The sequence below is a fragment of the Streptomyces sp. NPDC090994 genome, from assembly GCF_044768905.1.
Taxonomy (GTDB): domain Bacteria; phylum Actinomycetota; class Actinomycetes; order Streptomycetales; family Streptomycetaceae; genus Streptomyces.
This window is the reverse complement of record NZ_JBIVWS010000006.1, coordinates 124837-150582: the sequence shown is the minus strand read 5'-3', so window position 1 is coordinate 150582 and position 25746 is coordinate 124837. Positions and strand designations below refer to the sequence as shown.

Sequence of the window (25746 nt, the reverse complement as noted above, 5' to 3'; positions counted from 1 at the left end):
GGCAGGTCAGCCGAGGCCGTCGAGCAACCGCTCCAGCACCACCGCGATACCGTCCTCGTCGTTCGAGGACGTCACCTCGTCCGCCACCGCCTTCAGCTCGGCGTGGGCGTTGGCCATCGCCACGCCCCGTGCCGCCCAGCCGAACATCGGTATGTCGTTGGGCATGTCGCCGAAGGCGATCGTGTCCGTGGCCTTCAGCTTCAGGCGGCGGGCCGCCAGCGACAGGCCGGTCGCCTTGGACAGGCCCAGCGGGAGCAGTTCGACGATCCCGGCACCCGCCATGACGACCGTGACGAAACCGCCCGCCGTGCGCCGGGCCACCTCCGCCAGCTCGTCGTCCGACAGCGTCGGATGCTGGATGTAGATCTTGTTCAGCGGGGCCGACCACAGGTCGGAGGCGTCCGTGAACGGGATCGCCGGCAGACCGCCGCCGACCGCGTACCCGGGCCCGACCAGGACCTCCCCGTCCAGGCCGTCGCGGCTGGCCGCGAGGTGCAGCGGTCCCGTCTCCGTCTCGATCTTGGCTAGCGCCACCCCGGCCAGCTGGCGGTCCAGCGTGACCGAGGTGAGCAGCCGGTGCTCCCCGGCGTGGTACACCTGCGCGCCCTGTCCGCAGACGGCCAGCCCGTCGTACCCGAGGTCGTCCAGGACGTGCCGGGTCCAGGGGACCGCGCGGCCGGTGACCACGATGTGGGCGGCGCCCGCCGCGGTGGCCGCGGCGAGCGCGTCCCGGGTGCGCGCGGAGACGGAGTCGTCGGAGCGCAGCAGCGTGCCGTCGAGGTCGGTCGCGACCAGGCGGTACGGGAAGCCGGCGGAACCCGTGGCGGAGGCGGCGTCGCTCACTTGGCCACCGGCTCCAGGACCTCCCGGCCGCCCAGGTACGGGCGCAGCACCTCGGGGACGCGGACCGAGCCGTCGGCCTGCTGGTGGTTCTCCAGGATCGCCACGATGGTCCGCGGTACGGCGCACAGCGTGCCGTTGAGCGTGGCCAGCGGGCGCACCTTCTTGTCCTCGCGCACCCGGATCGACAGGCGCCGCGACTGGAACTCGGTGCAGTCCGAGGTCGAGGTCAGCTCGCGGTACTTGCCCTGGGTCGGGATCCACGCCTCGCAGTCGAACTTGCGGGCGGCCGAGGCGCCGAGGTCCGCCGAGGCCACGTCGATGACGCGGAACGGCAGCTCCAGCGAGGTCAGCCACTGCTTCTCCCACTCCAGCAGGCGCTGGTGCTCGGCCTGCGCGTCCTCGGGGAGGACGTAGGAGAACATCTCGACCTTGTCGAACTGGTGGACGCGGAAGATGCCCCGGGTGTCCTTGCCGTGCGAACCGGCCTCGCGGCGGAAGCAGGGCGAGAAGCCGGCGTAGCGCAGCGGCAGCCGCTCGGCCTCGATGATCTCGTCCATGTGGTACGCGGCGAGCGGCACCTCGGAGGTGCCGACCAGGTACAGGTCGTCCTTGTCGAGGTGGTAGACGTCCTGCGCGGCCTGGCCGAGGAAGCCGGTGCCGGCCATCGACTGCGGGCGGACCAGCGCCGGGGTCAGCATCGGCGTGAAGCCGGCCGCGGTGGCCTGCGCGATCGCCGCGTTGACCAGGGCCAGCTCCAGCAGCGCGCCGACGCCGGTGAGGAAGTAGAAGCGGGAGCCGGAGACCTTGGCGCCGCGCTCGACGTCGATGGCGCCGAGGAGCTGGCCCAGCTCCAGGTGGTCCTTGGGCTCGAAGCCCTCGGCGGCGAAGTCGCGGTGGGTGCCGTGCGTCTCCAGCGTGACGAAGTCCTCCTCGCCGCCCACGGGGACCTCGGGGTGGACCAGGTTGCCGAGCTTCTGGAGCAGTTCCTGGGTCTCGGCGTCGGCGGCGTCGCGCTCGGCGTCGGCGGCCTTGACGTCGGCGGCGAGCTGGCTCGCGCGCTTCAGCAGCTCGGCCTTCTCGTCGCCGGTGGCCTTGCCGATGAGCTTGCCGAGCCCCTTCTGCTCGTTGCGCAGCTCGTCGAAGCGGACGCCGGACGACCTGCGCCGCTCGTCGGCGGAAAGGAGGGAGTCGACGAGCGCGACGTCCTCTCCACGGGCACGCTGGGAAGCGCGCACACGGTCGGGGTCCTCACGGAGCAGGCGAAGGTCAATCACACGGTCAAGGCTACCGGTGCCCGGTGACGGCGTTCGACTCACTATTGACCGGGGCGCTCCGCGATGGTTCGCGATGGTCCACGGCTGTCCACGGCGGTCAATGAAAAGCGTCTCATTACCTGGAACGAGGCAGGTGCGGAGCGGTGGGTTGACCTGACCGCCTTGCGCGGAGCGGGACTTGGGGCTTCGGCTGTCCACAGGAATCCACATCCCCGGAGAGTTATCCACAGGCTGTGCGGAAGTTCTGTGGACTGCGGAAGTGATCATTCCTAAACGGACATCCGGGACGGAGAATTCCTCTTTCAAACCCTCGGAACGGCCACGTACGAGTGGAAACGCGTCACTCCGGAGGATGAGGGGTGAGAAACAGGTAGACGAAGGGTGACCTGCGGCTCTGTGGGCGGAGATATGCCCTGAAGGGGGATTTGTCGACCGAATGGGACGTCGTTGTCGACTTGTCCCCAGGTCGAGATGAGAACCTGTGGATAACACCTGTGGATAACTAAGATCAGCAGATACGACGGTCAGAGCCTTCCGCCACTGACCGCCGGAGCCTCCCGGCCACCGGCCGTCAGAACCGGCCGTCCTGGCACCGCGCGACCCACTCCGCCGCCGCCACGAACTCCTCGTCCGAGGTCCCCGGGAAACGGTCGCCCGCCTCGCCGGGGCCGACGCCCGCGCGCGGGTACGAGCCGAGGTACCGCACCTGGAGGCAGACCCGCTTCAGCCCCATGAGCGCCTCGGACATCCGCCGGTCGGAGATGTGCCCCTCGGCGTCGACGCAGAAGCAGTAGTTGCCGATGCCGGCGCCGGTGGGCCGGGACTGGAGCAGCATGAGGTTGATGCCCCGGCCGGCGAACTCGCCCAGCAGGTCGCGCAGGGTGCCGGGATGGTCGTCGCGCTGCCACAGCACGACGGACGTCTTGTCGGCGCCGGTCGGCGCGGCCGGCCGGGCGGGACGGCCCACCAGTACGAACCGGGTCTGGGCGTTGTGCGGCGAGTCGTGGATGCCGGTCTCCAGCGGCTCCAGACCGTAGCGGGGCGCGGCGAACTCACCGGCGAAGGCGGCGTCGTAGCGGCCCTCCTGGACCAGGCGGGCGCCGTCCGCGTTGGAGGCGGCCGACTCCCAGACGGCCTCCGGGAGATGGGCCTTCAGCCAGTTGCGCACCTGCGGCTGGGCGGCCGGGTGGGCGGTGACCGTCTTGATGTCCGACAGCCGGGTGCCGGGGCGCACCAGCAGCGCGAAGGTGATCGACAGCAGCACCTCGCGGTAGATCATCAGCGGCTGGCCGGAGACCAGCTCGTCGAGGGTGGTGGTGATGCCGCCCTCGACGGAGTTCTCGATCGGCACGAACGCCGCCTCGGCCTCGCCGCAGCGCACCGCGTCGAGCGCGGACTGGACGGAGACGTACGGCACCAGCTCGCGGGTCGCCGCCTCCGGGAGCGTGCGCAGGGCGACTTCGGTGAAGGTGCCCTCGGGGCCGAGATACGCGTAACTGGCTGGCATGACCTCACCCTAATGTGCCCTGCCGCCGCCCCGTGCGCCGAGCGGACGGCCCTCATCCCTCCAGCAGCCGCTGCCCCACGTACTCCCCTTCCGCCGCGCCGCCCGGCACCGCGAACAGGCCGCTCGCCTCGTGCCGGATGAACACCGACAGGGCGTCCCCCCGGTCCAGCTTCCGCTGTACGGGCACGAAGCCGCGCAGGGGATCGGCCTGCCAGCAGATGAACAGCAGCCCGGCGTCCGGGACACCGTCCGTGTCGAAGCCGTCGTGGTAGGAGAAGGGCCGGCGGAGCATCGCCGCGCCGCCGTTCTGGTCGGGACGGGTGATGCGGGCGTGGGCGTTGATCGGGACGACCAGGTTCCCGGCCTTGTCGGTCTTCTCCAGGTCCATCTCGGTCGTCTCGCCGCCACCGGACAGCGGAGCCCCGTCGGACTTGCGGCGCCCTATGACGTCCTCCTGCTCCTCGACCGACAGCTCCTCCCAGTCGTCGAGGAGCATGCGGATGCGGCGTACGACGACGTAGGAGCCGTTCGCCATCCAGGCCGGGTCGTCCGAGCCGGACTCCGGCACCCAGATCCGCTGGTCGAAGTCGGCCTCGGACGGCTTGGGGTTGCGGGTGCCGTCGACCTGGCCCATGAGGTTGCGCACGGTCATGGGGTGGGCGGTGGCGCCCGGCGACCGGTTGAAGCCGTTCATCTGCCAGCGGACGCGGGCGGCCGATCCGGCGTCCTTCTGGAGGGCGCGCAGGGCGTGGAAGGCGACCAGGGCGTCGTTCGCGCCGATCTGCACCCACAGGTCGCCGTTGCTGCGGTTCTTGTCGAGGTGGTCGGAGGAGAAGTCGGGGAGCGGGTCGAGGGAGACCGGGCGCTGCTTCTCCAGCCCGGTCCGGCCGAAGAAGCTGAGGCCGAACCCGAAGGTGACGGTGAGGGAGGACGGTCCGGCGTCGCGGGCCACGCCGGTGTCGCCGGAGCCGGCCGGTTCGCCCGCCATCAGCCGCCGGGCGGTGTCGGACCAGCGGCGCAGCAGCGCGGTCGCCTCCTTGCGCCCGGCGCCCGCCGCCAGGTCGAAGGCGATGAGGTGGCCGCGGGCCTGGGCGGGGGTGGTGATGCCGGGCTGGTGTTTCACGTGAAACGGCACCTGCCCCTCGCCCAGCGAGGTCAGCGGCGTCGCCCCGGAGGGCGCGGCGGCGTAGCCGGCGGCACCGCCGGCGGCGCCGAGCACGAGCCCGGTGGCGCCGGCGGTGGTGAGCAGCCGGCGCCGCGAGACGCCCTCCGCGGCGGCGGGGGTCTCTTCGACGGCCGGGGCTTCGGGGGTACGGGCCTCCGGGATGGACTGGTCAGCCATGGTGCGGTTCAGCCGATCTGCGCGTTCTTGGAGACGGTCACCTGGTCGATGTCGGAGGTCCGCACGGTCGCGGCGACCTCCCAGTCGCCGGCCATGGGGATCTGTACCTCACTCGCCGACCAGTGTCCGGTGGTGATGTGGTCGGGGGCGACGGGCAGCGGACCGATGTCCTTGGTCTCCAGGGTGAAGGCGAGCTTCACCTCGGGGATGTCGACGGCACGGCCCTTGGGGTCCTCGACGTAGACGTGCACGTCGTTGGCGCCCACCCGGGCGGGGTCCACCTCGACCCGGACCACGCCCTTGCCGTCCTCGCCGCCGGTGTCGAAGGGCATGTCCAGGGTCACGGCGCCGGTCGCCGGGGCGTCGGCGGAGCCGGCGGACGAGGTGGCGGCCGCCGCCTCCTGCTCGGTCCGTCCCGGCTCGGTCTGGGTCAGGACGGTGGTGACGGCGAGCAGGACGACGGCGACACCGGCCTCGGCGAGGACGGAGCGGCGCAGTCCGAAGCGGTGGGGGTCGCCGTCGCGCAGCCGCTTCTGCCGCGCGGCGTCCACGGCGGCCCGCTGCCGGGCGAGCTGGGCGGCGCGCTTGGCGTTGCCCACGGGCTTGACCCCGCCCGTGCGCTGCCCGGCGGACGCCGGGGTGGACGCTCCGCCGGAGGCCGCGGCGGATGCCCCGTCGGATGCCTTGGCGGACGCCCCGCTGGACGCCTCGCTGGACGTCGGGCCGGAGGCCGTGCCGGACGTCTTCTCGGCGACTGTGCCCGTGGACGCCTTGGCCGAGGCCGAGGCGGAGGTCGTCGTGGCTGCCGGGGCGGCCGTCCTGCCGGCCGGCGCGGTACCGGTGGCCCCGGGCCGCTCCTTCGCCCGGGGACGGGGTACGCCGCCCGCCGCCCCGGCCAGCCGTGCCGTCCAGCGCCGGGACAGGTACGCGATGCCGACCAGCACCGCCACCAGCGCGATCTTGGCGAGCAGCAGTTGTCCGTACCGGGTGTCGGTCAGCGCCGACCAGGACCCCAGCTGACGCCAGGACTGGTACGTACCGGTGATCACCAGCGCGACCACACTGCCGAAGGCGACCTGGGAGAAACGGCGCACGGCGGCGGTGTCGACCGGGTTGTCGGCGGGTGCCTGGTAGAGGGCGACCAGCAGGGTGGTGAGCCCGCCGAACCAGGCGGCGACGGCCAGCAGGTGGACGACGTCGGCCGGCATGGCGATGCCGGGCTGGAGGCCGACCGAGGCGTGCTCGGCCATGGCCCAGGTGGCGGCGAGGCCGGCCGCGACGACGGTCCCGCCGACGGCGAGCCCGAAGGTCAGGTCCCGCTTCTCCTGGTCCTCGCGCCTGTCGTGGGCGCCGAAGAGCACGGCGACGAAGAGGGCCGCCGCGGCCAGCAGCAGCAGCCGGGAGACCAGGGCGGCGCCCGTCTTGGTCTGGAGGACCTGGCCGAGCAGCTCCAGGTCGAAGACGTCGGCGGCCTTCCCGGAGCCGGTGTAGGAGCCGCGCAGCAGGAGCATGCCGAGGGTGGCGGCGGTCAGCGCCAGCCACCCGGAGACGACCAGGCGCTGCACGCTCCGCACGCCCGAGCCGCGCGGCCAGCAGGCGAGGACGAAGGCGGCGCCGCCGGCCAGCACGGCGAAGCCGGCGTAGGCCACGTAGCGGCCGAGGCCGTACAGCCGGCCGACGATCCCGCCGCCGGCCTCCTGGGCGGTGGCCGGCACCGAGGTCTCGGAGGGGGCGCCGATGGAGAAGGTGAAGGCGCCGGAGACGGGGTGGCTGTCGGCGGAGACGACCTGGTAGGTCACCGTGTAGGTGCCGTCCGGCAGCCCGGAGTGCAGGGCGACGCCGTAGGTGGTGCCGCTGACGTTGGTGGGCGCGCCGTCCTCGACGCGCTCGCCCTTGGGGTCGAGGACGCGCAGTGCGTCGTCGTCCATGGAGACGTTCTCGGAGAACGTCAGTGACACCCGGGCCGGGGCCCGGTCGACCACCGCCCCCTGCTGGGGATCGCTGCCGGTCAGCGCGGCGTGCGCGGAGGCCGGGGCGGCGGTGGCGAGCAGTGCGCCGGCCACGGCCACGAACAGCAGCACCAGTGTCCGCACGCGTGGGGCGATGGTCCGCGTCAAGGTGGTCCCTCCCTCAGTGGCTGGAGTGCTCGGACGGTGTGCCGTGCTCCGCCTGTCCGGCGTCGGAGGTGCCGGGCCGGTACGTGGCCGACTTCACCGGCATCTCGACCGTGACGGGGTCGGAGTCGGCGAAGTGCAGCTCGACGGAGAGCGTCTGGCCCTCCTCGGGCCGTTGCTTCAGCTTCTCGAACATCAGGTGGTCGCCGCCGCTCTGCAGGGCGAGGCTGCCGTGCGCCGGGATCGGGAGGCTGTCGACCTGCCGCATGGCGCCGTCGACGGTCTCGTGCACGGTGACCTCGCCGGCGTCGCTGGTGACCGAGGTCAGCTCGTCCTCGGCGTCGCCGTCGTTGACGATGGTCAGGAAGCCGGCCGCCATGGTGTCGGAGACGGGCCGCGGCACGTAGGCGGCGCTGACGGAGAGCTCGGCACCGCCCGAGCCACCGGCACCGCACCCCGTGAGGGCGAGGGCGCCGGCCAGCATCGCAGCACCCAGGGCGGGGCGGTGCCTCACGGCTTCTCCCCCTTGATCAGCTCGGGGAGGTCCTCGGTGTAGTCGTCCACCGTGGCGTCCTCGCCGTACAGCACGTACCCCTTGTCGGTCTTCGGGGAGAAGGCGACGACCTGGGTGCCGTGGGTGGAGACGACCTTGCCGTTCTTGTCCTTGGTGGCCGGTTCGATGGAGATGCCGAGGGTGCGGGCGCCGGCCTGGATGGTGTCGAAGTCGCCGGTCAGCCCGACGACCTGCGGGTCGATGCCCTTGAGCCACTTGCCGAGCGCGGCCGGGGTGTCCCGTTCGGGGTCGGAGGTGACGAACACGACACGCAGCTCGTCCTGCTCCGCCTGGGGCAGCTGCTTCTTGGCCACGGCGATGTTGTTCATCGTCAGGGGGCAGACGTCGGGGCAGTTGGTGTAGCCGAAGTAGATCAGGGTCGGCTTGCCGGCCGTCTCCTCGCGGAGGTCGTACTTCTCGCCCTGGGTGTCGGTGAGGACCAGGTCCGGCTTGTCGAAGGGCTTGTCGAGAACGGTGGCGGCCTGCTGGGAGGAGGCGTCTTCGGAGACCACGGTGACGGGCGAGCCGGCGTCGTCGCCGCTGCCGCAGGCGGTGAGGGTCAGGGAGGCGGCGGCGAGCAGGGCCGCCGCGGTGAACGTCTTGGTGCGCATGGAGAAATGTCCCAGTGGTGAGTGTTGCGGCGCGCACCGGGGACCGGACCGTCGGGTCCCCGGCACGCACCGGACGTACGGGCCGCCTCAGACGGTGGTGGAGCGCCGGCGTCCGGCGAGCACGCCGTAGGCCACGCCGGCCGCGCCGACGACGATGCCGACGACGCCCAGCACACGGGCGGTGGTGTCGGTGGAGCCGGAGTCGTCGGAGGCGGTCTCGGCCGCCGCCTCGGTGTCGTCGTCGGCCGCCGCGGCGGAGGAACCGTGGGCGTCGGCGGAGTCGCCCTCGGCTGCCGTCAGTTCGAGCACGGGGGCCGGGGTGTCGGGCTCCTCCTGGCCCTCCTGCTGCACCTCGATCCAGCGCACGACCTCCTTGTTGGAGTACGTCTGGATCGCCTTGAACACCAGTTCGTCGGAGTCCTCGGGCAGCGCGCCGATGGAGACCGGGAACTTCTGGAAGTAGCCCGGCTCGATACCGTCGCCCGTCGCCGTCCAGGTCACCTTGGTGACGGCCTCGGTGAGCTTCTCGCCGTGCGACTCGACCGGCTCGTCCAGCTTGCTCTTGGTGGTCTTGATGTCCCAGCCCTCGACCGGCTGCGGCATCACCGACGCCAGCGGGTGGTCGGTGGGCATGGTGACCTCCAGCTTGGTGGTGGAGGCGTTGTCCCGCTCGTTGGGGACCTTGAAGTCGACGACCGCGTAACCGCCCTGGGCGGCCTCGCCCTCCGGCTGCACGGTGACGTGCGCGAAGGCGGGCGAGGACAGGACGAGCACGGCGGTGCCGGCGACGGCGCCGGCGGCGGCGATACGGGAAGCCTTCATGAAAAGCACTCCGCTTCTCTCGATGTGCAGGTGATGGGGGAGCGCGCGCACGCGCGCGTGCCGCACGACGGCGTCCCCCTCCCCCGGTGGGCGGAGCGGCGGTCGCGTCGTGTCAGGCGGCGAGAACGAACGCGGCGCGCGGCGGTCCGCGCCGGATCACCGTGTGCTGGAGTGCGGTGGTACGGGGCCGGGGTACGGCGAGCAGGGCCGTACGCGGCAGGCGCGCGGCCTCGTCCGGCGCGCCCGGCAGCCCGGCGCGCAGGGCGCGTACCAGGGCGAGCGCGGCGCGCAGGGAGCGTACGAGCGCACCCTCGGTGACGAGGTGCGCGGAGTGCGCCGACAGCTCCACGAGCCGCGCCAGGGCCAGGTCCCCGCGGCGCAGCAGCCAGCCGGCGGCTATCGCCGCCAGGACGTGGCCCAGGAGCATCGGCAGGGACGGCAGCAGGGCGGCGGGGGAGCCGGCGGCGGCCGACAGGGCGTCCGCCGGGTGGTGGGCGGTGTGGACAGTGGCGGCGGTGGCGTCCGGCTGGACCCGCGCGTCGCTGAGGATGCGCTGCGCCTGCGCCGGGCTGAGCGCCGCCGCGGTGGTCCCGCACACCAGCCGCGCCGCCTGCTGCACCAGCGTCGCGTCCGCCGTCGCGGCCGTGGCCGTCGTGTCAGCGGCCGCGGCCCCGTGCTGGCCGAGCCCGAACAGCGCATGCAGCGCCGTCTGTCCCGCCGCGAGCAGTGCCGCGATACCGGGCAGCGACCGCTCCCGCCCGGCGAGCGGTGCCGCGACCACGACCACCCCGAGGAACCCGGCGCCCAGCGACCACAACGGGACACCGGCGCAGGAGGCGAGCGTGTGCCCCGCCCCGGCCAGCACGACGCAGACCGCGGCGAACACCGCGGCCCGCAGGACCCGGAGGTCGTTCCCGGAGCGCGCCGTAGGCGGGTGGGAGGCAGTCATGGCGGGCTCATCATCGCACTGGACCCACCCGCACCGTGCGGCAGGTCCGCAAGATGCCGTACGACCGGAAGGTCACCTTCTGGGGGAGTGCGCCCTCGCGCACGAGCCGTTTCCGGGAGCCCCGGGAGCCCCTCGCACCCCGGTGCGGGAGCCCCGCATACACCGGTGGCCGTCCGGGCGCATCCGCCGTATGGGCGGTCTCACGTCAACCCCGCGCTTACGGCCGGGCACGCCGGGCAATACGTAACGGTATGTCGAGCCGCGCCCAGGAGGCTGGTGGAGCATGAGCATCTGGTGGTCACTCCATCTGCGGCGCGAGGCTGCGAGCGTGCCACTGGCCCGCCGCCTGCTCCTCGGCACCATGGAGACGGCGGGCGTCGACCCCGACATCTCCTACGACCTCTCCGTCGCCCTCACCGAGGCGTGCGCCAACGCCGTCGAGCACGGCGGGGACGGCGCGCACGGCGACCCTTCCGCGGCCTACCGCGTCACGGCCTACCTGGACGGCGAGCGGTGCCGCATCGAGGTCACCGACTCGGGGCCCGGCTTCACCGCGGGCCGCCCGCCCCGTCCGGCGCCGGCCCCCGCCGACGCCGAGCACGGCCGGGGGCTGTGCCTCATCAGGGAACTCGCCGACCACGTCCACATCGGCAGCGCGACGGCGCGCGGCGGCGCGGTGGTGAGCTTCGACAAGATCATCAAGTGGCGGAACGACGCCCCGCTCGTGGCGGTGTGAGGGCCGGACGCCCGGCCCCCACCCGTTCCGTCAGCCCTTCAGCGAGGCCATCCACGCCTCGACCTCGTCGGAGCGGCGCGGCAGCCCGTCCGACAGATTCCGGTTGCCGTCGGCGGTGACCAGGATGTCGTCCTCGATCCGCACGCCGATGCCCCGGTACTCCTCGGGCACGGTCAGGTCGTCGGCCTGGAAGTACAGGCCCGGCTCCACGGTGAGCACCATGCCGGGCTCCAGGGTGCCGTCGACGTAGGACTCGACCCGCGCGGCGGCGCAGTCGTGGACGTCCATGCCGAGCATGTGGCCGGTGCCGTGCAGCGTCCAGCGGCGCTGCAGCCCCAGCCCCAGCACCCGCTCGACCGGGCCCTCGACGAGCCCCCACTCGACCAGCTTCTCGGCCAGCACCCGCTGCGCCGCGTCGTGGAAGTCGCGGTACTTGGCGCCCGGCTTCACCGCCGCGATACCGGCCTCCTGGGCCTCGTACACGGCGTCGTAGATCTTCTTCTGGATGTCGCTGTAGCGGCCGTCGACCGGCAGCGTGCGCGTGACGTCCGCGGTGTAGTACGTGTGCGTCTCCACGCCCGCGTCGAGCAGCAGCAGGTCGCCGGAGCGGACCGGGCCGTCGTTGCGGACCCAGTGCAGGGTGCAGGCGTGCGGGCCGGCGGCGGCGATGGTGCCGTAGCCGACGTCGTTGCCCTCCACGCGCGCGCGGAGGAAGAACGTGCCCTCGATGTAGCGCTCGCTGGTCGCCTCCGCCTTGTCGAGCACCTTCACGACGTCCTCGAAGCCGCGCACGGTCGAGTCGACCGCCTTCTGCAGCTCGCCGATCTCGAAGTCGTCCTTGACCAGGCGGGCCTCGGAGAGGAAGACGCGCAGTTCCTCGTCGCGCTCGGCGGTGACCTTGTCGGTCAGCGCGGCCTCCACGCCGGCGTCGTGCCCGCGCACGACGCGGACCGGGCCGGTGGCCTCGCGCAGCCTGCCGGCCAGCTCGCGCACGTCGGAGGCGGGGATGCCGTACAGCTTCTCCGCCTCGGTGAGGGAGTGGCGGCGGCCGACCCACAGCTCGCCCTGGCCGTCCAGCCAGAACTCGCCGTTCTCCCGGTCGGAGCGCGGCAGCAGGTAGATCGTGGCCCGGTGGCCCTCGCCCTCGGGCTCCAGCACCAGGACGCCGTCCTCGGTCTGGTTCCCGGTGAGGTACGCGTACTCGACGGAGGCGCGGAACGCGTACTCGGTGTCGTTGGAGCGGGTCTTCAGGTTGCCCGCGGGGATCACCAGGCGCTCGCCGGGGAAGCGCGCGGACAGCGCGGCGCGGCGGGCGGCGGTCTCGGCGGCCTGGGCGATCGGCTCCAGGCCGCGCAGCTCGGTGTCGGCCCAGCCGGACTTCATGTTCTCGGCCAGCTCGTCGGACACGCCCGGGTACAGGCCGTTCTTGCGCTGCTTGATCGGCTCTTCCTCAGCGGATTCCGGGGTCTCCGGCAGCTCCTCCGACACGGTCATCCTCCTTGTTACGGCACTGGACCACCTCCCATCGTACGGTCGTACGGAAGGGGGCCCAGGGCCCGAGGACCCGTTACACCGGTGGCCGGGCCGGCCGCGGCCGCTACTCGAACCGGACGGCGAGCAGCACCACGTCCTCCTCGGAGTCCGCCTCGTCCAGCCCGTCCGGCAGGACGGTGCGCAGGACGTGCTCGGCGACCGCGTCCGGATCGTGCCGTCGGGCCCGGGGGACCCCGGCGGCGGCCGCGTGCAGGCGGGCGAAGGCGCGGTCGACCGGGTCGCCGGTACGGCGCAGCAGCCCGTCGGTGTACAGCAGCACCGTCTCCCCGGGGTCGGCGCACACCTCCACGCTGGGCGCCTCCCAGCACGCCAGCATGCCCAGCGGCGCGGAGACGGAGGTCTCCACGAACTCCGTGCGCCGCTCCCCGGTCAGCAGCGGCGGACTGTGCCCGGCGCCGGCCAGCGTGATCCGGCGCAGCACGGGCTCGCAGTAGCCGAACAGGGCGGTGGCCGAGCGGGCGGGCTCGGTGAGCCGCAGCAGCAGCTCCAGGTCGGACAGGACGGCGACCGGGTCCTCGCCCTCCATCACGGCGTACGCCCGCAGGGAGGCCCGCATCCGGCCCATCGCGGCCAGCGCGCCGGGCCCGGAGCCGGTGACGGAACCGACGCACAGGCCGAGCGCGGAGTCCGGCAGCGGCAGCGCGTCGTACCAGTCGCCGCCGCCGCGCGGGCCGGTGCGGTGCCGGGCGGCGAGCCGGACGCCGGGGGCGCGCGGCAGCCGCGCGGGGAGCAGCTCGTCCGCGATCGTGGCCATGCACGCGCGCGTGCGCTCCAGTTCGCGGAGCCGGTCCAGGTGTTCGGCGGCGTAACGGACGTACAGCCCGGCCAGGTGGCGCTGCCGCTCACGCGGCTCGGCGGGCTCGTCGTACAGCCATACGGCGGCGCCCAGGCGGCCGGCGGCCTCGGTCCGCAGCGGGAGCGCGTAACTGGCGGCGTAGCCGAGGCGGACGGCGACGTCGCGGTGGCGGGGGTCGAGTCCCTCCTCGGCGAGCAGGTCGGGGTCGGCGATCCCGGCCTCGCCGACCGGCAGCCCGTCCAGGATCCGTCCGTACGCCGATGAGGCGCGCGGCACGGTCTCGATGTGCCCGAGATCGGCGCGGGCCAGGCCGAGGCCGGCCGAGGTGTCCGGGCCGAGTCCGTCGGCGGGTTCCAGGACGACCAGGCCGCGGCGCGCGCCCACCAGGGCGGCTCCGGCGCGCAGCAGTTCGTCGAAGGCGTCGGCGAGGGTGCCCGTGCGGGCCAGGCGCTCGGTCAGATCGTGCAGCGTGGTGAGGTCGGAGACCCAGCCGGCGAGGCGGTCCTGGAGGAGGGCACCGGGAGCGCCGGGAGAGACCGGGCGGACCGCCGGGGCGCCGGGCGGGACGGACGCGGCAGTGTGGGCGGGTGAGGGAACCGTTGAATCGATTCCGGCCACTTTCGGAGGGTGCGGCGCGTTCATGGCAGTCGGCTTCCCGACCGGCTCTTACTGCTCAAAAGCATCGCAAACCCCCATGTCATTCTGCGTCGCCGGCAGTGTCTCCACATGTACACGCACTCGTGAGGGGATGTCCAGCATTGTCCTGCTGGAATTCCTGGTGTCCATGAGGCGTAAGTGGCGTCCTGGTTCGTGTTGTGCGAAGAAACAAAGTTGGCCGGAAAACGCCCCGCGGTACCTCTTGTTGCGGTCGACTGGTGGTGCTTCACGGAGCGTCACAGCGGTCGTGATGGGTACGTACTCGGTGAAAGCCAGGGATGGCCGGCGGGTGGTCGGCACCATCCGGAACCTGGCGATGGACCCGGGCGTCCTATCCACCGACGACCGTGCCCCATCCTCCCGTGGCGGAGGCGGAGAGAAATACGCGGGACGGCAAAACGCCAGACTCCGCCACCCCCGCGCCACGCCCATGCTTTTGCCCGACGCAGTATGGACGGACCGGCCGCGGACGCAGCCGATGCTCGACCCATAGGGCTTTCCCTTGCCTCCCGGCAAGGTGTGACGCGCCGACAGATACGCGCAAGTGCGCGCAAGCGATTCGCGCAGTGAAGAGATCGACACATGGTGTGATGTGGACCTCGGTGTTGCCAGGCGTGCAACGGAAAGGAACGAGCGCTCATGCGCGAGATCCTCGGAAGGCGACGCAGGCTCCTGTCCCGGCGCGGTGACGGGGGGCCTGACCTGATCAGGGCGGCCCTGACCTACGCCACGGAATGGCAGTGGCCCGTTCTCCCGGGCGTGGCGGCGGATCCGGAGGGGCGTTCCGGCTGTTCCTGCCCCGACCCGGAGTGCACGGTGCCCGGCGCGCACCCCTTCGACCCAGGGCTCCTCGCGGCCACCGCCGACGGACGTATGGTGCGCTGGTGGTGGGCCAACCGGCCGGCCGCCCCGATCATCCTGGCCACCGGGGGCAACGCCCCGTGCGCCGTGTCCCTGCCCGCGCTGCCGGCCGCCCGCGCCCTGGCCGCGCTCGACCGGACGGGCATGCGGCTCGGCCCGGTCGTCGCCTCGCCGGCCCGCTGGTCGATCCTCGTCAAGCCGTACTCCCTGGAGCAGTTGGGCGAGCTGCTCTACGCCAAGGACTTCGTCCCCGGCTCCCTGCGCTTCCACGGCGAGGGCGGCTACCTCGCCCTGCCCCCGTCCGAGTGCGGCGCGGGCCCCGTCCGCTGGGAGCGGGCTCCGCTGCCCGGCTCGTCCTCGCCCTGGGTGCCCGACGTGGAGGCCGTGGTCGACGCGGTGGTCGACGCCCTGACGCGTACGGGTGTGAGCGCGCCCGAGATGTAGGGCGCCGAGGGCGTGCCGTGGGGCGCGCGGCCGTGGAGGCTCGGTGAACGAGGCCGGTACGGCGCTGAACGGCACCGGACGCACAAAGGCCCGGTTGCTGGCGACGGGGGATGCACCAGCAACCGGGCTACTGGAACGGTAACAAGAGATCGGCGGTTAGCAAATTCCGTCTCTGTGTTTCCGGTCATCGACTGACCTGCGCCGACCGGGAGTTGTGACCGAAGTCACCCGTCCGGCGTCGGCCGTCAGCTGAGCGTGACCTGCCGGTTGGTCAGCCCGCCCCGGGCCCGGCGCTCCTCGGCGGTGAGTGGCGCGTCCGTGCCCAGGGCCTCGGCGAGGCGCTCGGCGAACTCGGCCGCCGGCTTCTCGACGTCCTGTGCGGAGACGCCGCTCGGCAGGTCCCAGACCGGCACGATCAGCCCGTGGGCACGGAAGGAACCGACCAGCCGGGTGCCCTCTCCGAGGGACGACCGGCCCGCCGCGTGCAGCCGCGCGAGAGCGTCCAGAAGCCGCTCCTCCTCGTGCGGCATGACCCACCGCAGGTGGTTCTTCTCCGGCGTCTCGCACCAGTAGGCGGCGTCCACGCCCTGGAGCCGGACGGTCGGGATGGCCGCGGCGTTGGCCCGCTCCAGGGAGGCGGCCACCTCGGGCGTGGCGTTCTCCGCGTCCGGGACCCAGAACTCGAAGCCGTCGTGCACGACTGGCTCGAAAACGCCGTCGGCGTCGAGCAGGTCCTGGAGCCGGGGCCCGTCCGCCGGCGCGCGGCGGGCCTGGACCGGCGTACCCGGCTCGGCGCTCAGGGCCCGCTGGAGGGTGTCGGCCAGGTCGCGGCTGATGTCACCGGACGGAGTGTCGTTCTGCAGGCCGAGCAGGACCGAGCCGTCGTCGCGGCGCAGCGCCGGCCAGGCCATCGGCAGGACCGTCGCCAGGGTCACGGACGGCACGCCCTCGGGCAGGCCGCCCTTCAGCGGCAGCCCGGTCGTCGCCGCCGGCACCAGCTCGCGCAGCGCCACCCAGTCGCACTCGCCGGGCAGTCCCTCGAACGGGCGCTGCACCAGCTCGGTCACGGCCTGGGCCGCGGCCCGACCGTGACACGCCTTGTAGCGGCGACCGCTGCCGCAGGGGCAGGGCTCGCGGGCGCCGACGACCGGGACCTCCGCATCGAGCTGAGGGCGCTTGGCCTTCGTCTGGGGGCGCTTCTTGGCCATCGTGGGTGTCTCCCGGTTACGGCTCTACTCGTACGGGCGCGAGCCTAGCCGTTCAGGCGGTGGCCGACGGGAACCTGTGGACAACTCCGGGACTGTGGACGACTCCAGGACTGTGGACGACCGCACGGGTTTCGCGGGACGTCCGGGAGACTGCCCGTCGCACTCGTCGCACTCGTCGCACTCGTCGCACTCGTCGCACTTGTCGCACTCATCGGCCGAAGCGTCGGGTGACTCCGTCGGCCGAACCCGTCGGCCGAACCCGTCGGCCGAACCCGTCAGCTGAACCCGTGAGCCGCCCCGCCGCCCCCCCCGAAGAGCCGGCCCGACGTGCCGTCAGCCCGACACGTCCGCGTCAGCCCAGATCGTCGAAGGCGTCCGCGAAGTCCAGCCCTGGGATGTCGGCCACCGCCGGGGCGCCCACCCGCGCGGCGAAGTCGTCGCGGCGGTGTCCGGCGTCCGGGTCGTACACATCCGCGTGGACGACGACCCAGACCGTGACCTCGCCCCGGGCGTCGTCGCGGACCCCCCAGTCGTCGGCCAGCGCGGTGATGATGTTGAGCCCGCGGCCCCCGTGTGCCGTCACCGAGGGGGTCGCCGGGGCCGGACGGGTCGGTCCGCCGCCGTCGGTCACCTCGACCAGGAGCCGGCCGCCGGCGTCCACCCGCCAGGCGGCACGTACGTCACCGTCTCCGGCCAGGGCGTCACCCAGGGGCCGGCCGTGCTTGCACGCATTGCTCAAGAGTTCCGAAAGGATCAGTACGGCGTCGTCGATGACCGATTCCGTGACTCCGCTCCTGCGCAACTGATCACGCATGCGGTGCCTTGCTTCCCCCACGCCCGAAGGGCCATGGGGAACGGCCATGCTCGACGACGTCGGCACCTCCTGTGCCACCACCAACGCCACCCCCGAGACCTCCTTTGCCCCACGCCACGGTGTGGATGCCCCATTGGCCTGAACCGGAAACCGGCCGATCCCCGCCCGGTGACGCATTCGACACACGCGGCCACGCACCGAACGCGCCGGAGCACCCCCCGTAATCAGATGGTCATCGAATGGCTGGAATGTGCCGGTTTGACTGCCGGTCCGCAGTCGTGCGCAGGCCGGCCGGCGGTCTCAGCGGCCGAGATGGTCCAGGACCGCGCGGGGCCGGTTGGTGATGATCGCGTCGACGCCGAGACGCACGCAGAGGTCCACGTCCTCCGGCTCGTTCACGGTCCATACGTGCACCTGGTGACCGGCCCGTTTCAGACGCTCGATGTAGGCGGGATGATTACGCACGATCCGTACCGAGGGACCCGCGATCCGGACGCCGACCGGCAGCCGCCCGTCGCGCAGCCGGGGCGAGACGAACTGCATGAGATAGACGGTGGGCAGTGTCGGCGCGGCGGCCCGCACCCGGTGCAGGGAACGCGCCGAGAAGCTCATCACGCGCACGCGCGTGTCGTCCGCGTCGGCCGGCGCGTCCAGCCCGAACCGCTTCAGCAGCGCCAGCAGCCGCTCCTCCACCTGCCCCGCCCAGCGCGTGGGGTGCTTGGTCTCGATGGCCAGCTCCACCCTGCGTCCCGCGTCGGCGACGAGTTCGAGCAGCCGCTCGAGGGTGAGTACGGAGGTCGCCTCCCGGTCCTCCGGCCGGTGCTCCCACTGGGGTTCCTCGCCGCGGATCCGCCACCCCTCGCGCGTCTTCCAGGAGCCGAAGTCCAGTGCCGCCAGGTCGGCCAGCTCCATCGCCGAGACCGCGCCGCGCCCGTTGGACGTACGGTTGACGCGCCGGTCGTGGACGCACACGAGGTGTCCGTCGGCCGTCAGGCGCACGTCGCACTCAAGGGCGTCCGCACCTTCCTCGATGGCCTTCGTGTACGCAGCGAGGGTGTGCTCGGGGGCTTCTTCCGAGGCCCCGCGGTGGGCGACGACCTGGATACGGTGCTGTCGTGCGTGGGTCACCGCGTCATGGTGTCACCGCGCGGGGGCAGGTGTGAGACGGCCGTGGAGGCAGGGGCGGGGCATCCAGGCCGGTATGTCTTACATTTCCTATGTAAGAAATCGTCGCGGACCCACAGCGACCGCTTATGGTGCTCTGACGGCCCGTGGGAAAAGCTGGGGCATACAAAAAAGACATGCACAGCTGCACCGCGTCGGAGCCCTCCGGGCCGGCGCGCACGAGCGTGGCTGAGTACTGCTCAGTGGGACCGAACAACAGCCGTGGACCGAGGAGAAAAGCTGTGAGCACCGAGAACGAGGGCACCGCGGTACCTCCGGCCCCGTCCGCACCCCCCGTGCCGGTGGACTCTCCCGCAGCTTCCCCGCAGCCGTCGGCGCCCCAGGGCGGCACGCCGGCGCAGCCCGCGGGACCGAACGGCGCCTCCCAGGGCCACCCCGGCGCCCCGGGCGACCCGGCGCCGGGACAGGCCCCCTACGGAGCGGCCACGCAGGGCTCGGCCCCCGACGCCTCCTGGCCGCCGCCCCCGCCGCCGGCCTCCCCGTACGCGGGCGGCGGCGCCGGTCCCGGAAGCGGTGCGGGCTTCGGCGGCGGTGACGGCTCCGGCGGCGGCTGGGGCACCCCGTACCAGCAGCCCGCACCGAAGTCCGGCGGCGGGCGCGGCGGGCTGGTCGCCGCGGTCCTGGTCGCCGCGCTGGTGGCGGGCGGCCTCGGCGGCGGCCTCGGCTACACCCTGGCCGAGAACAACGACTCGGGTTCCACCACGGTCTCCGCCTCGGACACCGGCGGTTCGGTCAAGCGCGACGCGGGCACCATCGCGGGCGTGGCCGCCAAGGCGCTGCCCAGCACGGTCACCATCGAGGCCGAGAGCACCAGCGGCGAGGGCGGCACCGGCACCGGCTTCGTCTTCGACAAGCAGGGCCACATCCTCACCAACAACCACGTGGTGGCCGAGGCGGTCGACGGCGGCAAGCTGACCGCCACCTTCCCCGACGGCAAGAAGTACAACGCCTCGGTGGTCGGCCACGCGCAGGGCTACGACGTCGCCGTCATCAAGCTCGCCAACGCCCCCTCGAACCTGACCCCGCTGCCGCTCGGCGACTCCGACAAGGTGGCCGTGGGCGACTCCACGATCGCCATCGGCGCCCCCTTCGGCCTGTCCAACACGGTGACGACCGGCATCATCAGCGCCAAGAACCGCCCGGTCGCCTCCAGCGACGGCAGCGCCACCAGCAAGGCGTCCTACATGAGCGCCCTGCAGACCGACGCCTCCATCAACCCGGGCAACTCCGGCGGCCCGCTCCTCGACGCCCAGGGCAACGTCATCGGCATCAACTCCGCGATCCAGTCCGCGAGCAACGGCCTCGGCGGCACCGGCCAGGCCGGCTCCATCGGCCTCGGCTTCGCCATCCCGATCAACCAGGCCAAGTACGTCGCCCAGCAGCTGATCAAGACCGGCGAGCCGGTGTACGCGAAGATCGGCGCGTCCGTCTCCCTGGAGGAGACGACCGACGGCGCCCAGATCACCGAGCAGGGCGTCAGCGGCGCCGAGCCCGTCGAGTCGGGCGGCCCCGCGGACAAGGCCGGCCTCAAGCCCGGCGACGTCATCACCAAGCTGGACGACCACGTCATCGACAGCGGCCCCACCCTGATCGGCGAGATCTGGACCCACCAGCCCGGCGACAAGGTGAAGGTCACCTACGAGCGCGACGGCAAGGAGAACACGGTGGAACTCACCCTGGGCTCCAAGACCGGCGACGACTGACCCCCCCGACCGCCTCCCCGCACCTCCGGCCCCCGCCCACCACCGCGTGCCGGTACGCTGTACCCGCTCCGCCCCAGGCGGGCCGGGGCAGAGGTGGGTTGCCCGAGCGGCCTAAGGGAACGGTCTTGAAAACCGTCGTGGCGGCGACGTCACCGTGGGTTCAAATCCCACACCCACCGCAGCAGGTCACAGACCTAGCAGGTCAGAAGGGGTGCCACTCTCCGGAGCGGCACCCCTTCGGCATGCGGCCTGTCTCACCCCGTTCCGGCCGTATCCCACCTCTGACCAGTGCGTGCGGCCAACCTGCGGCCAGGATTCACGGCCCCTCTGCCTCGCCCTCATGCTCTGCCAGGCCCCGTTCGATCAGGGCGTTCATCGTCGCTTCCTCGCCGTCCAGCACCTTGGCGTAGTAGCGCTGAAGAACGGCGACGCTCTGACCGGCCCGGCGGGCGGTCTCGGCCAGGCTCACCCCGGAGCGGAGCCAGAACGACACACAGGCGTGCCGCAGGTCGTACGGGATGGCCGCGAGCGGAGAGGCGACCTGCGCCGGGGTGAGAGCCTTCCGGCGGGCTTCCTTCCATACGGCGCCGTACTCCTGCGACCGGATAGGGCCGCCGCGTACGGCGCTGAACAACCGGCCTTCCGGTGTGGTCCCGAACGTCCCCAGATGGGTCCGCAGGATGGCGACCAGGACGGGAGGGATCGGCACGGGACGGACCGCGCGGCGGGCCCGGTGCTTCAACTGCCGCTCCTCGTACGGCTTGCCGTCGTCCGTCCAGGCGGAACCGACCTGAGGCCGGGCGCCGGCGAGCATGAGCCGCCCCCACCCCTCCTCCGGAAGCTCGCACTGGTCGGCGCTCAGCATGGACACTTCCTCCGGCCGCATGGCCGCGTAGTACATGCACGCGAAGAACGCGACCAGGTGGGCGCCGCGCGCCCCCTGCGCCCGTACGGCGTCCAGCAGCGTCCGTGCCTGCGTGGGCGTGGCGACGCTTCGGGTGTCCAGCTCCTCCACCGCCTTGGGCGTCTCCCAGTGGACACGGAGCAGAGGGTTGCCGGGCAGCAGCTCGTTCTCGACGGCGAGCCGCAGACAGTTGCTCAGCACGGCGCGACGCCGGCGGAAGGTGTTGGCGGCGGCCGGCTTCCCGTCCTGCCGCTTGGCCAGGTGCTCAAGCACCGTGCGCATGCGCTTGGCACTGTCCAGGTCGACCACGGCTGGCGCGTTGGCCTCCACCCACGCCAGGGCCTTGGCTTCCGGGCCCGGGGGCTCCTGGTCATGGCGTCCGGCGTTGAACCCCCACTGGTAGAGGGCACGGCGCAAGAGGGCGTCCGCAGGGCGCCCCTTCCCGGTCGGACAGAGCGCCATCGTCGCGATGGTCAGGCTTTCAGCGATGCTCGCACGATGCTTGGCCGCAGCGGTCGGCCACTTCCGGGCCGCGTGAGCGCGGGCGTGGCTGTACCAACTCGTACGGTTGCGCTCACGCACCTCCGACACGGGAAGGCCGGTCTCCGTGTCGAATGGCTCCCCCTTACGCGCCGCAGACAGCAGCTCCGACCGGCGCGAGTCGGCCAGGGTCTTGGTCGCGAACTTCTCCTGGAACTCCTCGCCACTGACCAGCCAACGGAGCTGGTAGGGGGCGGCCTTGCTGTTGCGCTTGCGGACGTTCCAGATGCGCACGTCATAGCTGTGCATTGATCTCCTTAACGGGAGAGGGGCCCCACCAGTCGGCGGGGCCCCTCTGGACGGTTCGAGGTCAGGCGCTCATCTCGTGCTTCGCCCACCACGCGTCGAGGTCGCTGCGGCGGCAGCGGAGCTGTCCGTTGGGGAGCTTGATGAGCTTCGGGGCCTTGCCGCGGGCGCGCAGGCGGTAGAAGGCGGCGCGGCTCATGTCGATCTCTTCGAGGACCTCACGGAGCTTGAGCTTTTCGGTGCCAGCCAAGGCTGTGACTCCTTCTCGGGGTGAGTCGTCCAGGGAGGGGCTCTGAGGGCCGCTACTTCCGCTACCTCCGCTACCGCGCAGGTCAGGGGCCTGTTCGGGGTAGCGGGAAGGGGTAGCGGTAGCGGATGGGTAGCGGGGCGGTAGCGGCAATCGGGGGCGGTTGCCGCTACCGCGTTGTCGCTGGTCAGGCCACGTTTTCGGTGCCGGGTAGCGGCGGTAGCGGACTTTCCGGGGGTGGGGGGCAGTAGCGGGCCCACGCGTCGGTGAGATCGGCGGCGTAGTAGCCCTTGAGGACGCTCCCGGCGGTTTTGATGTTGCGGGAGGTGATCGGCTCGTTGTCGGCCGTCATGTACTCGGCCAGCATCCGGGAGAGGCGCCGGTTGTCGAGGGGCTTGCCGTGCAGGTCGGCCCACGGGGCGTCATCCAGGGCGTTGAGCCGGTCGAGGATGGCGACGGTGGGCAGGCGGTCGATTCCGACCATGACGTGATCCCGTAGGTCGGTGAGCAGCCGGACTCCGAGGCTGCCTTTGTCGTTGGCCTTGGACGCGGTGACCAGGGACACGCAGGCTTTGCGGGCCCTCTCGGGCCAGTCGCCTCCGGCGGCATCCGCGACGGCGAGCAGGGGTTCCCACACGTCGGCCGGCCGGTCGGTCACCCCCTCGGGCATGTCCGGCCAGGCTTCCATGACTGACCCGCGGACCTGTTCGGCCCATTGGGCGAGGCGGGCACGGAGCTTGTGGCCTTCGGCTTCGTGGGTGCGGGCCCGGAAGGGTTCCACGGTCTCGGTGCGGGCCCGGCGGCGCATGCGGATGATGACGGAGCGGGACAGGATCGTGTCGGGCAGGGAGCCGAGACCGGCGACTGCGACGGCGCAGTACGAGGGGAAGGCCTGGACGGTCTGCTGTCCGCCGTCCCCGATGCACCGGTAGGTGACCCCGGTGCGGCGGTGGCCGGCGTTGAGGAAACCGCGGAGTTCCTCGTTGTCCCCGGCCTTGGGGCCGAAGACGGTGTCGATTTCGTCGAACAGGATCGTCGGCTTGGCACTGCCGGCGGAGACGGACCGGAACAGGGCGGCGGCGGACGCGTTCACGGCGGTCATGGGCTGAGGAACGAGGGTTTCCACGATCTCCAGCGCCCGGGTCTTGCCCGACCCCGGCTCGGGCGACAGGAACGCCAGGCGGGGGGTGGAGTCGAAGCAGTCGAGCAGGTGTGCGTGCGCGTCCCACAGGGCGACGGCGACGAACGCGGCTTCGGTGGGGAAGACGTTGAACCGGCGGTGGAAGGCTTCCACCTCGTACAGCAGCGCGGCCCCGTCCACGGGGGTGGCGGGTGTGGTGTCGGTCATGCGGCGGTCCTGCTTTCGGTGTGCGGGACGGGGGTCCCCGGGCAGGCGTGCTTGTGGGTGTCGTACGCGGTGACCAGGGCGGTCACGGCGTCGAGTCCGCGGGCAGTGCGGTACTCGCCGCAGGGGCAGGCCCATGCGGCGGTGGGGGTGTCTCCGGGGCGTTTGGACCAGCGGGCGCCGTCGTTGGGGCGGCGGTAGACCGGCGGGGCGTAGACGCGGATGCCGGGCCGGTCCGGGGTGGGGTCGCCGGCCGGGCGCGGGTCAGCGCGAAGAGCAGTGACGACGCCCTTGCGGGCGGCGCCTTTCGGCTCGCCCACGGCCGGCCAGGGTGCGGCCGGTCGGGCGGCATCCGGGCCGGTCGGGGTGCCGGGGATGCTCTTCAAAGGGGGGATGGGCGGGGTGCTCATGCCGCCCCCTGCTGCTGGTTGTGGGTGATGGACCAGTCCAGGGCGCTGCGCAGGGTGGCGTGGCACTCGGCCGCGGCGAGTCCGGCCGACTCCCCCGCCCTTTGAAGAGCCGCCTGGACCTCGGCCCTGGTCAGGTCGCCGGTGGCGACGAACCTTCCCAGCGCCCGCGCGGCCCGTAGCAGTGTCGTGTTGCGCCGTCCCTCGGATGCCGCGGCGACGGCGGCAGTCTCCCGGGCGAGGGCGGCGTCGACGTACGGCCGGCGGCGGGTCCCGTCGGCTGGTTCGGTGGCGGGCCGGTTGACCGGGTGCGGGGGCACCAGGAGTGCCTTGAGCCAGCCGGGCAGGGGGTGCAGCAGGGCGGGCCCGGTGGTTTCGTAGCGCTCACGGCCGATCAGACTGCCGGCGGCGACGACGTACCCGCCCCATGCCCGGGTGTCGACCAGGGGTGCGAGGGTTCCGGCGGTGTTGTGCAGCCGGACCGCGGCGGGGGCGGTGAAGTACAGGTGCGTGCCGCCGCTCGCGGTCCGGATCGTGCGCGTGCGGGGGACGGGCTGCCCGTGGCGCTCGCAGAGCGCCCCGAAGGTCGCCGCGCCGCCAGGCGCGTCCGTACTGCTGTTGCCCTTGCTCTTGTCCTTGGGTACGTCCAGGTCGACGACCAGCAGCCCGGAGGGGCCGCATGCGATGCCGACGTTGAACGGTGCCGTCGACCACGCGGCACGGATGCGGTCCGGGTCGGTGGTGGCCCGGTCCTCCCACTTGCGGTGCCCGGTGGCGCACGGCCCGGTGCCGGGGCACGCCTTCTCCCCGTGCAGGGCGGGGACCTTCGAGCCAGGGCGGAGGGGGAAGACGCGCCAGCCACGTCCGGCGGCGGCCAGAGCGGCACGGAGCAGATGCTCGTGCTCACTCATGCCGCCGCCTCCAGCGCGGGAGCGAGGGCGGCCAGGGCGGCGGTGCCGATGTGGTGGGTGTAGGCGGGTGGGATGCACTCGCGGATGCCGTCGCGGTTCATCCACGGCACCCCCAGCACGTCCCGGGCGAGGGCGACGCCGGAGAAGTTGCCGACGAACTGGCCGTAGTGTCCGGGCGGGACGGGGCGGCCCATCTTGGCCTGCGGCACAAGGTGGGCGGGGTGGTGCGGCTGCGCCAGTTGGAAGCCGCCGCCGGTCTCGAAGAACCGGTGGCGGTAGTTGGCCAGGGCGAACATCTGCCCGCACAGCATCACCGGAGCGCGCAGCTTGGGCACCGCGCCGCCCACGTTCTCCATCACCCACGGGCGCCCCGTCGCCTCCAGGGCGGTGCGGGTGGGGGCGATCAGGTTGGGGTGGATGTTGCCCTGGAGGCGCTGGCATTCGGTGTCGTGCTGGCACGGCGGGGACGCGTGGATGAAGTCGAATCCGGCACCGTGGGCCAGGACGAACGCGATGGCGTCGGCCTGGACGAACCGGTACGGGTAACGGGGCTGCGGGTCCTTGTCGACGCCGGTCACGTCGAATCCGGCGTCCGCGTAGCCTTTGGCGGCGCCGCCCTGGCAGCAGAACAGATCCAGCAGCGTCGGGCGCCGGCCGCGCACTCGCCGGATGGGGGCGGGTTGCGTCATGCTGGGAGACCTCCAACAGGTCTGTTGAGGACGGTTGGGCACGGGCGACCCCGACTTCTTGGCGGAATGGGGGGTCGCCCGTGGCGTAGCTAGGTGTTCTTGCCGCGGAAGAGACGCAGGGTGATGCCGCCGACGCCGATGGGTCCGGCGGCGGCGCCGATGGCGGCGGCGGTGTGGACGGCGAAGTCGAGCAGGGCGAGAAATGCGGCCACGAGACCGAAGACGCCGATCACTCCCGCGCCGGCGACGGCGAGGGGGAAGAGGTACGCGCGGGCCGGGCGGCCGGTGTGGGTGTCGTGGTGGACGACGATGACGACCGGGTTGCCGGTGGCTTCGGCGCGGCGCCAGTCGTCGGCGGGGATGTGCGGGGTGATGATCCCCGGCGGGTCGCGGTGGGCCATGACGGGTCTCCTTCGGGTAGCGCGACGGGCCCGTGCTGGGGTGCGGTGCGGGCCCGTGCGGGTGGGTGTCAGGCAGGTGTGAG

24 protein-coding genes and 1 tRNA gene are annotated in these 25746 nt (G+C 72.4%); 4 read left to right on the top strand and 21 right to left on the bottom strand.

Annotated elements, in window-relative coordinates; genetic code table 11:
- Window positions 1-6: 6 nt before the first annotated feature.
- From ACIQR3_RS15715 to ACIQR3_RS15675, 9 genes are all read right to left on the bottom strand, one after another.
- Entirely contained in the window at window positions 7-843 is an 837-nt protein-coding gene (locus tag ACIQR3_RS15715) for an HAD family hydrolase (RefSeq protein ID WP_403538732.1), read from the bottom strand.
- Window positions 840-2117 carry a serine--tRNA ligase gene (serS, locus tag ACIQR3_RS15710; RefSeq protein WP_403538729.1) on the bottom strand — a complete coding sequence of 426 codons (1278 nt, stop codon included), beginning with the start codon at window positions 2115-2117 and terminating at the stop codon, window positions 840-842. The genes ACIQR3_RS15715 and serS overlap by 4 nt, the downstream gene beginning before the upstream one ends.
- 571 nt (window positions 2118-2688) lie before the next feature.
- Window positions 2689-3624: a prephenate dehydratase gene (pheA, locus tag ACIQR3_RS15705; RefSeq protein ID WP_403538727.1), complete on the bottom strand. Its 936-nt coding sequence runs from the start codon at window positions 3622-3624 to the stop codon at window positions 2689-2691.
- A 52-nt stretch (window positions 3625-3676) separates the two neighbouring features.
- Complete coding sequence (gene efeB, locus ACIQR3_RS15700; RefSeq protein WP_403538725.1) at window positions 3677-4966, bottom strand: iron uptake transporter deferrochelatase/peroxidase subunit; 1290 nt, start codon at window positions 4964-4966, stop codon at window positions 3677-3679.
- 8 nt (window positions 4967-4974) lie between these two features.
- A complete protein-coding gene (locus tag ACIQR3_RS15695; protein WP_403538722.1) occupies window positions 4975-7083 on the bottom strand; it encodes a copper resistance CopC/CopD family protein in 2109 nt (702 codons plus the stop codon).
- Between the two features lie 13 nt (window positions 7084-7096).
- Window positions 7097-7594, bottom strand: a complete 498-nt coding sequence (locus tag ACIQR3_RS15690) for a copper chaperone PCu(A)C (RefSeq protein WP_403538719.1) — start codon at window positions 7592-7594, stop codon at window positions 7097-7099.
- The gene (locus ACIQR3_RS15685; RefSeq protein ID WP_403538716.1) at window positions 7591-8244 is read right to left on the bottom strand and encodes an SCO family protein; all 654 of its coding nucleotides are present in this window, start codon (window positions 8242-8244) and stop codon (window positions 7591-7593) included. The genes ACIQR3_RS15690 and ACIQR3_RS15685 overlap by 4 nt, the downstream gene beginning before the upstream one ends.
- An 87-nt stretch (window positions 8245-8331) precedes the next feature.
- Window positions 8332-9066: a YcnI family protein gene (locus tag ACIQR3_RS15680; RefSeq protein WP_403538713.1), complete on the bottom strand. Its 735-nt coding sequence runs from the start codon at window positions 9064-9066 to the stop codon at window positions 8332-8334.
- Between the two features lie 112 nt (window positions 9067-9178).
- Entirely contained in the window at window positions 9179-10015 is an 837-nt protein-coding gene (locus tag ACIQR3_RS15675) for a hypothetical protein (protein WP_403538711.1), read from the bottom strand.
- A 283-nt stretch (window positions 10016-10298) separates the two neighbouring features.
- On the opposite strand from ACIQR3_RS15675, the gene ACIQR3_RS15670 reads away from it, so the two are divergent.
- Window positions 10299-10751 (top strand): ATP-binding protein, encoded by a 453-nt coding sequence (locus ACIQR3_RS15670; RefSeq protein ID WP_403538708.1) that lies wholly within the window; start codon window positions 10299-10301, stop codon window positions 10749-10751.
- 30 nt (window positions 10752-10781) lie between these two features.
- Here the strand turns inward: ACIQR3_RS15670 and ACIQR3_RS15665 are convergent, their stop codons facing one another.
- Both ACIQR3_RS15665 and ACIQR3_RS15660 read right to left on the bottom strand, forming a co-directional pair.
- Window positions 10782-12245, bottom strand: a complete 1464-nt coding sequence (locus ACIQR3_RS15665; RefSeq protein WP_403538705.1) for an aminopeptidase P family protein — start codon at window positions 12243-12245, stop codon at window positions 10782-10784.
- A 103-nt stretch (window positions 12246-12348) separates the two neighbouring features.
- Window positions 12349-13743: a PP2C family protein-serine/threonine phosphatase gene (locus tag ACIQR3_RS15660; RefSeq protein ID WP_403538702.1), complete on the bottom strand. Its 1395-nt coding sequence runs from the start codon at window positions 13741-13743 to the stop codon at window positions 12349-12351.
- A 654-nt stretch (window positions 13744-14397) separates the two neighbouring features.
- On the opposite strand from ACIQR3_RS15660, the gene ACIQR3_RS15655 reads away from it, so the two are divergent.
- Complete coding sequence (locus ACIQR3_RS15655) at window positions 14398-15063, top strand: bifunctional DNA primase/polymerase (protein ID WP_403538700.1); 666 nt, start codon at window positions 14398-14400, stop codon at window positions 15061-15063.
- A 245-nt stretch (window positions 15064-15308) separates the two neighbouring features.
- Here ACIQR3_RS15655 and ACIQR3_RS15650 read toward each other — a convergent pair whose 3' ends face one another.
- From ACIQR3_RS15650 to ACIQR3_RS15640, 3 genes are all read right to left on the bottom strand, one after another.
- On the bottom strand, window positions 15309-16271 hold the full coding sequence (locus ACIQR3_RS15650; RefSeq protein WP_403538698.1) for a DUF5926 family protein: 963 nt from the start codon (window positions 16269-16271) through the stop codon (window positions 15309-15311).
- A 352-nt stretch (window positions 16272-16623) separates the two neighbouring features.
- Window positions 16624-17262, bottom strand: coding sequence for an ATP-binding protein (locus ACIQR3_RS15645; RefSeq protein WP_403538695.1), 639 nt, complete (start codon window positions 17260-17262; stop codon window positions 16624-16626).
- Window positions 17263-17385: 123 nt separating this feature from the next.
- Window positions 17386-18213 (bottom strand): glycerophosphodiester phosphodiesterase, encoded by an 828-nt coding sequence (locus ACIQR3_RS15640; protein WP_403538693.1) that lies wholly within the window; start codon window positions 18211-18213, stop codon window positions 17386-17388.
- Between the two features lie 278 nt (window positions 18214-18491).
- Between ACIQR3_RS15640 and ACIQR3_RS15635 the strand changes: the two genes are divergently transcribed.
- Both ACIQR3_RS15635 and ACIQR3_RS15630 read left to right on the top strand, forming a co-directional pair.
- Window positions 18492-19973 (top strand): S1C family serine protease, encoded by a 1482-nt coding sequence (locus tag ACIQR3_RS15635; protein ID WP_403538690.1) that lies wholly within the window; start codon window positions 18492-18494, stop codon window positions 19971-19973.
- A 92-nt stretch (window positions 19974-20065) separates the two neighbouring features.
- Window positions 20066-20152, top strand: a tRNA-Ser gene (locus ACIQR3_RS15630).
- Between the two features lie 137 nt (window positions 20153-20289).
- Here the strand turns inward: ACIQR3_RS15630 and ACIQR3_RS15625 are convergent.
- The 7 genes from ACIQR3_RS15625 to ACIQR3_RS15595 all read right to left on the bottom strand — a co-directional run bounded on the left by ACIQR3_RS15625 (window position 20290) and on the right by ACIQR3_RS15595 (window position 25663).
- Entirely contained in the window at window positions 20290-21666 is a 1377-nt protein-coding gene (locus tag ACIQR3_RS15625; RefSeq protein ID WP_403538687.1) for a tyrosine-type recombinase/integrase, read from the bottom strand.
- 61 nt (window positions 21667-21727) lie between these two features.
- Complete coding sequence (locus tag ACIQR3_RS15620; RefSeq protein ID WP_403538685.1) at window positions 21728-21913, bottom strand: helix-turn-helix transcriptional regulator; 186 nt, start codon at window positions 21911-21913, stop codon at window positions 21728-21730.
- 184 nt (window positions 21914-22097) lie between these two features.
- Window positions 22098-23258, bottom strand: a complete 1161-nt coding sequence (locus ACIQR3_RS15615) for a DUF3631 domain-containing protein (RefSeq protein ID WP_403538682.1) — start codon at window positions 23256-23258, stop codon at window positions 22098-22100.
- A complete protein-coding gene (locus ACIQR3_RS15610; protein WP_403538679.1) occupies window positions 23255-23575 on the bottom strand; it encodes a hypothetical protein in 321 nt (106 codons plus the stop codon). Before ACIQR3_RS15610 ends, ACIQR3_RS15615 begins: the two co-directional genes overlap by 4 nt.
- An 86-nt stretch (window positions 23576-23661) precedes the next feature.
- On the bottom strand, window positions 23662-24573 hold the full coding sequence (locus tag ACIQR3_RS15605; protein WP_403538677.1) for a bifunctional DNA primase/polymerase: 912 nt from the start codon (window positions 24571-24573) through the stop codon (window positions 23662-23664).
- Complete coding sequence (locus ACIQR3_RS15600) at window positions 24570-25262, bottom strand: SAM-dependent methyltransferase (RefSeq protein WP_403538674.1); 693 nt, start codon at window positions 25260-25262, stop codon at window positions 24570-24572. Before ACIQR3_RS15600 ends, ACIQR3_RS15605 begins: the two co-directional genes overlap by 4 nt.
- 89 nt (window positions 25263-25351) lie before the next feature.
- A complete protein-coding gene (locus ACIQR3_RS15595; protein WP_403538671.1) occupies window positions 25352-25663 on the bottom strand; it encodes a hypothetical protein in 312 nt (103 codons plus the stop codon).
- Window positions 25664-25746: the final 83 nt, after the last annotated feature.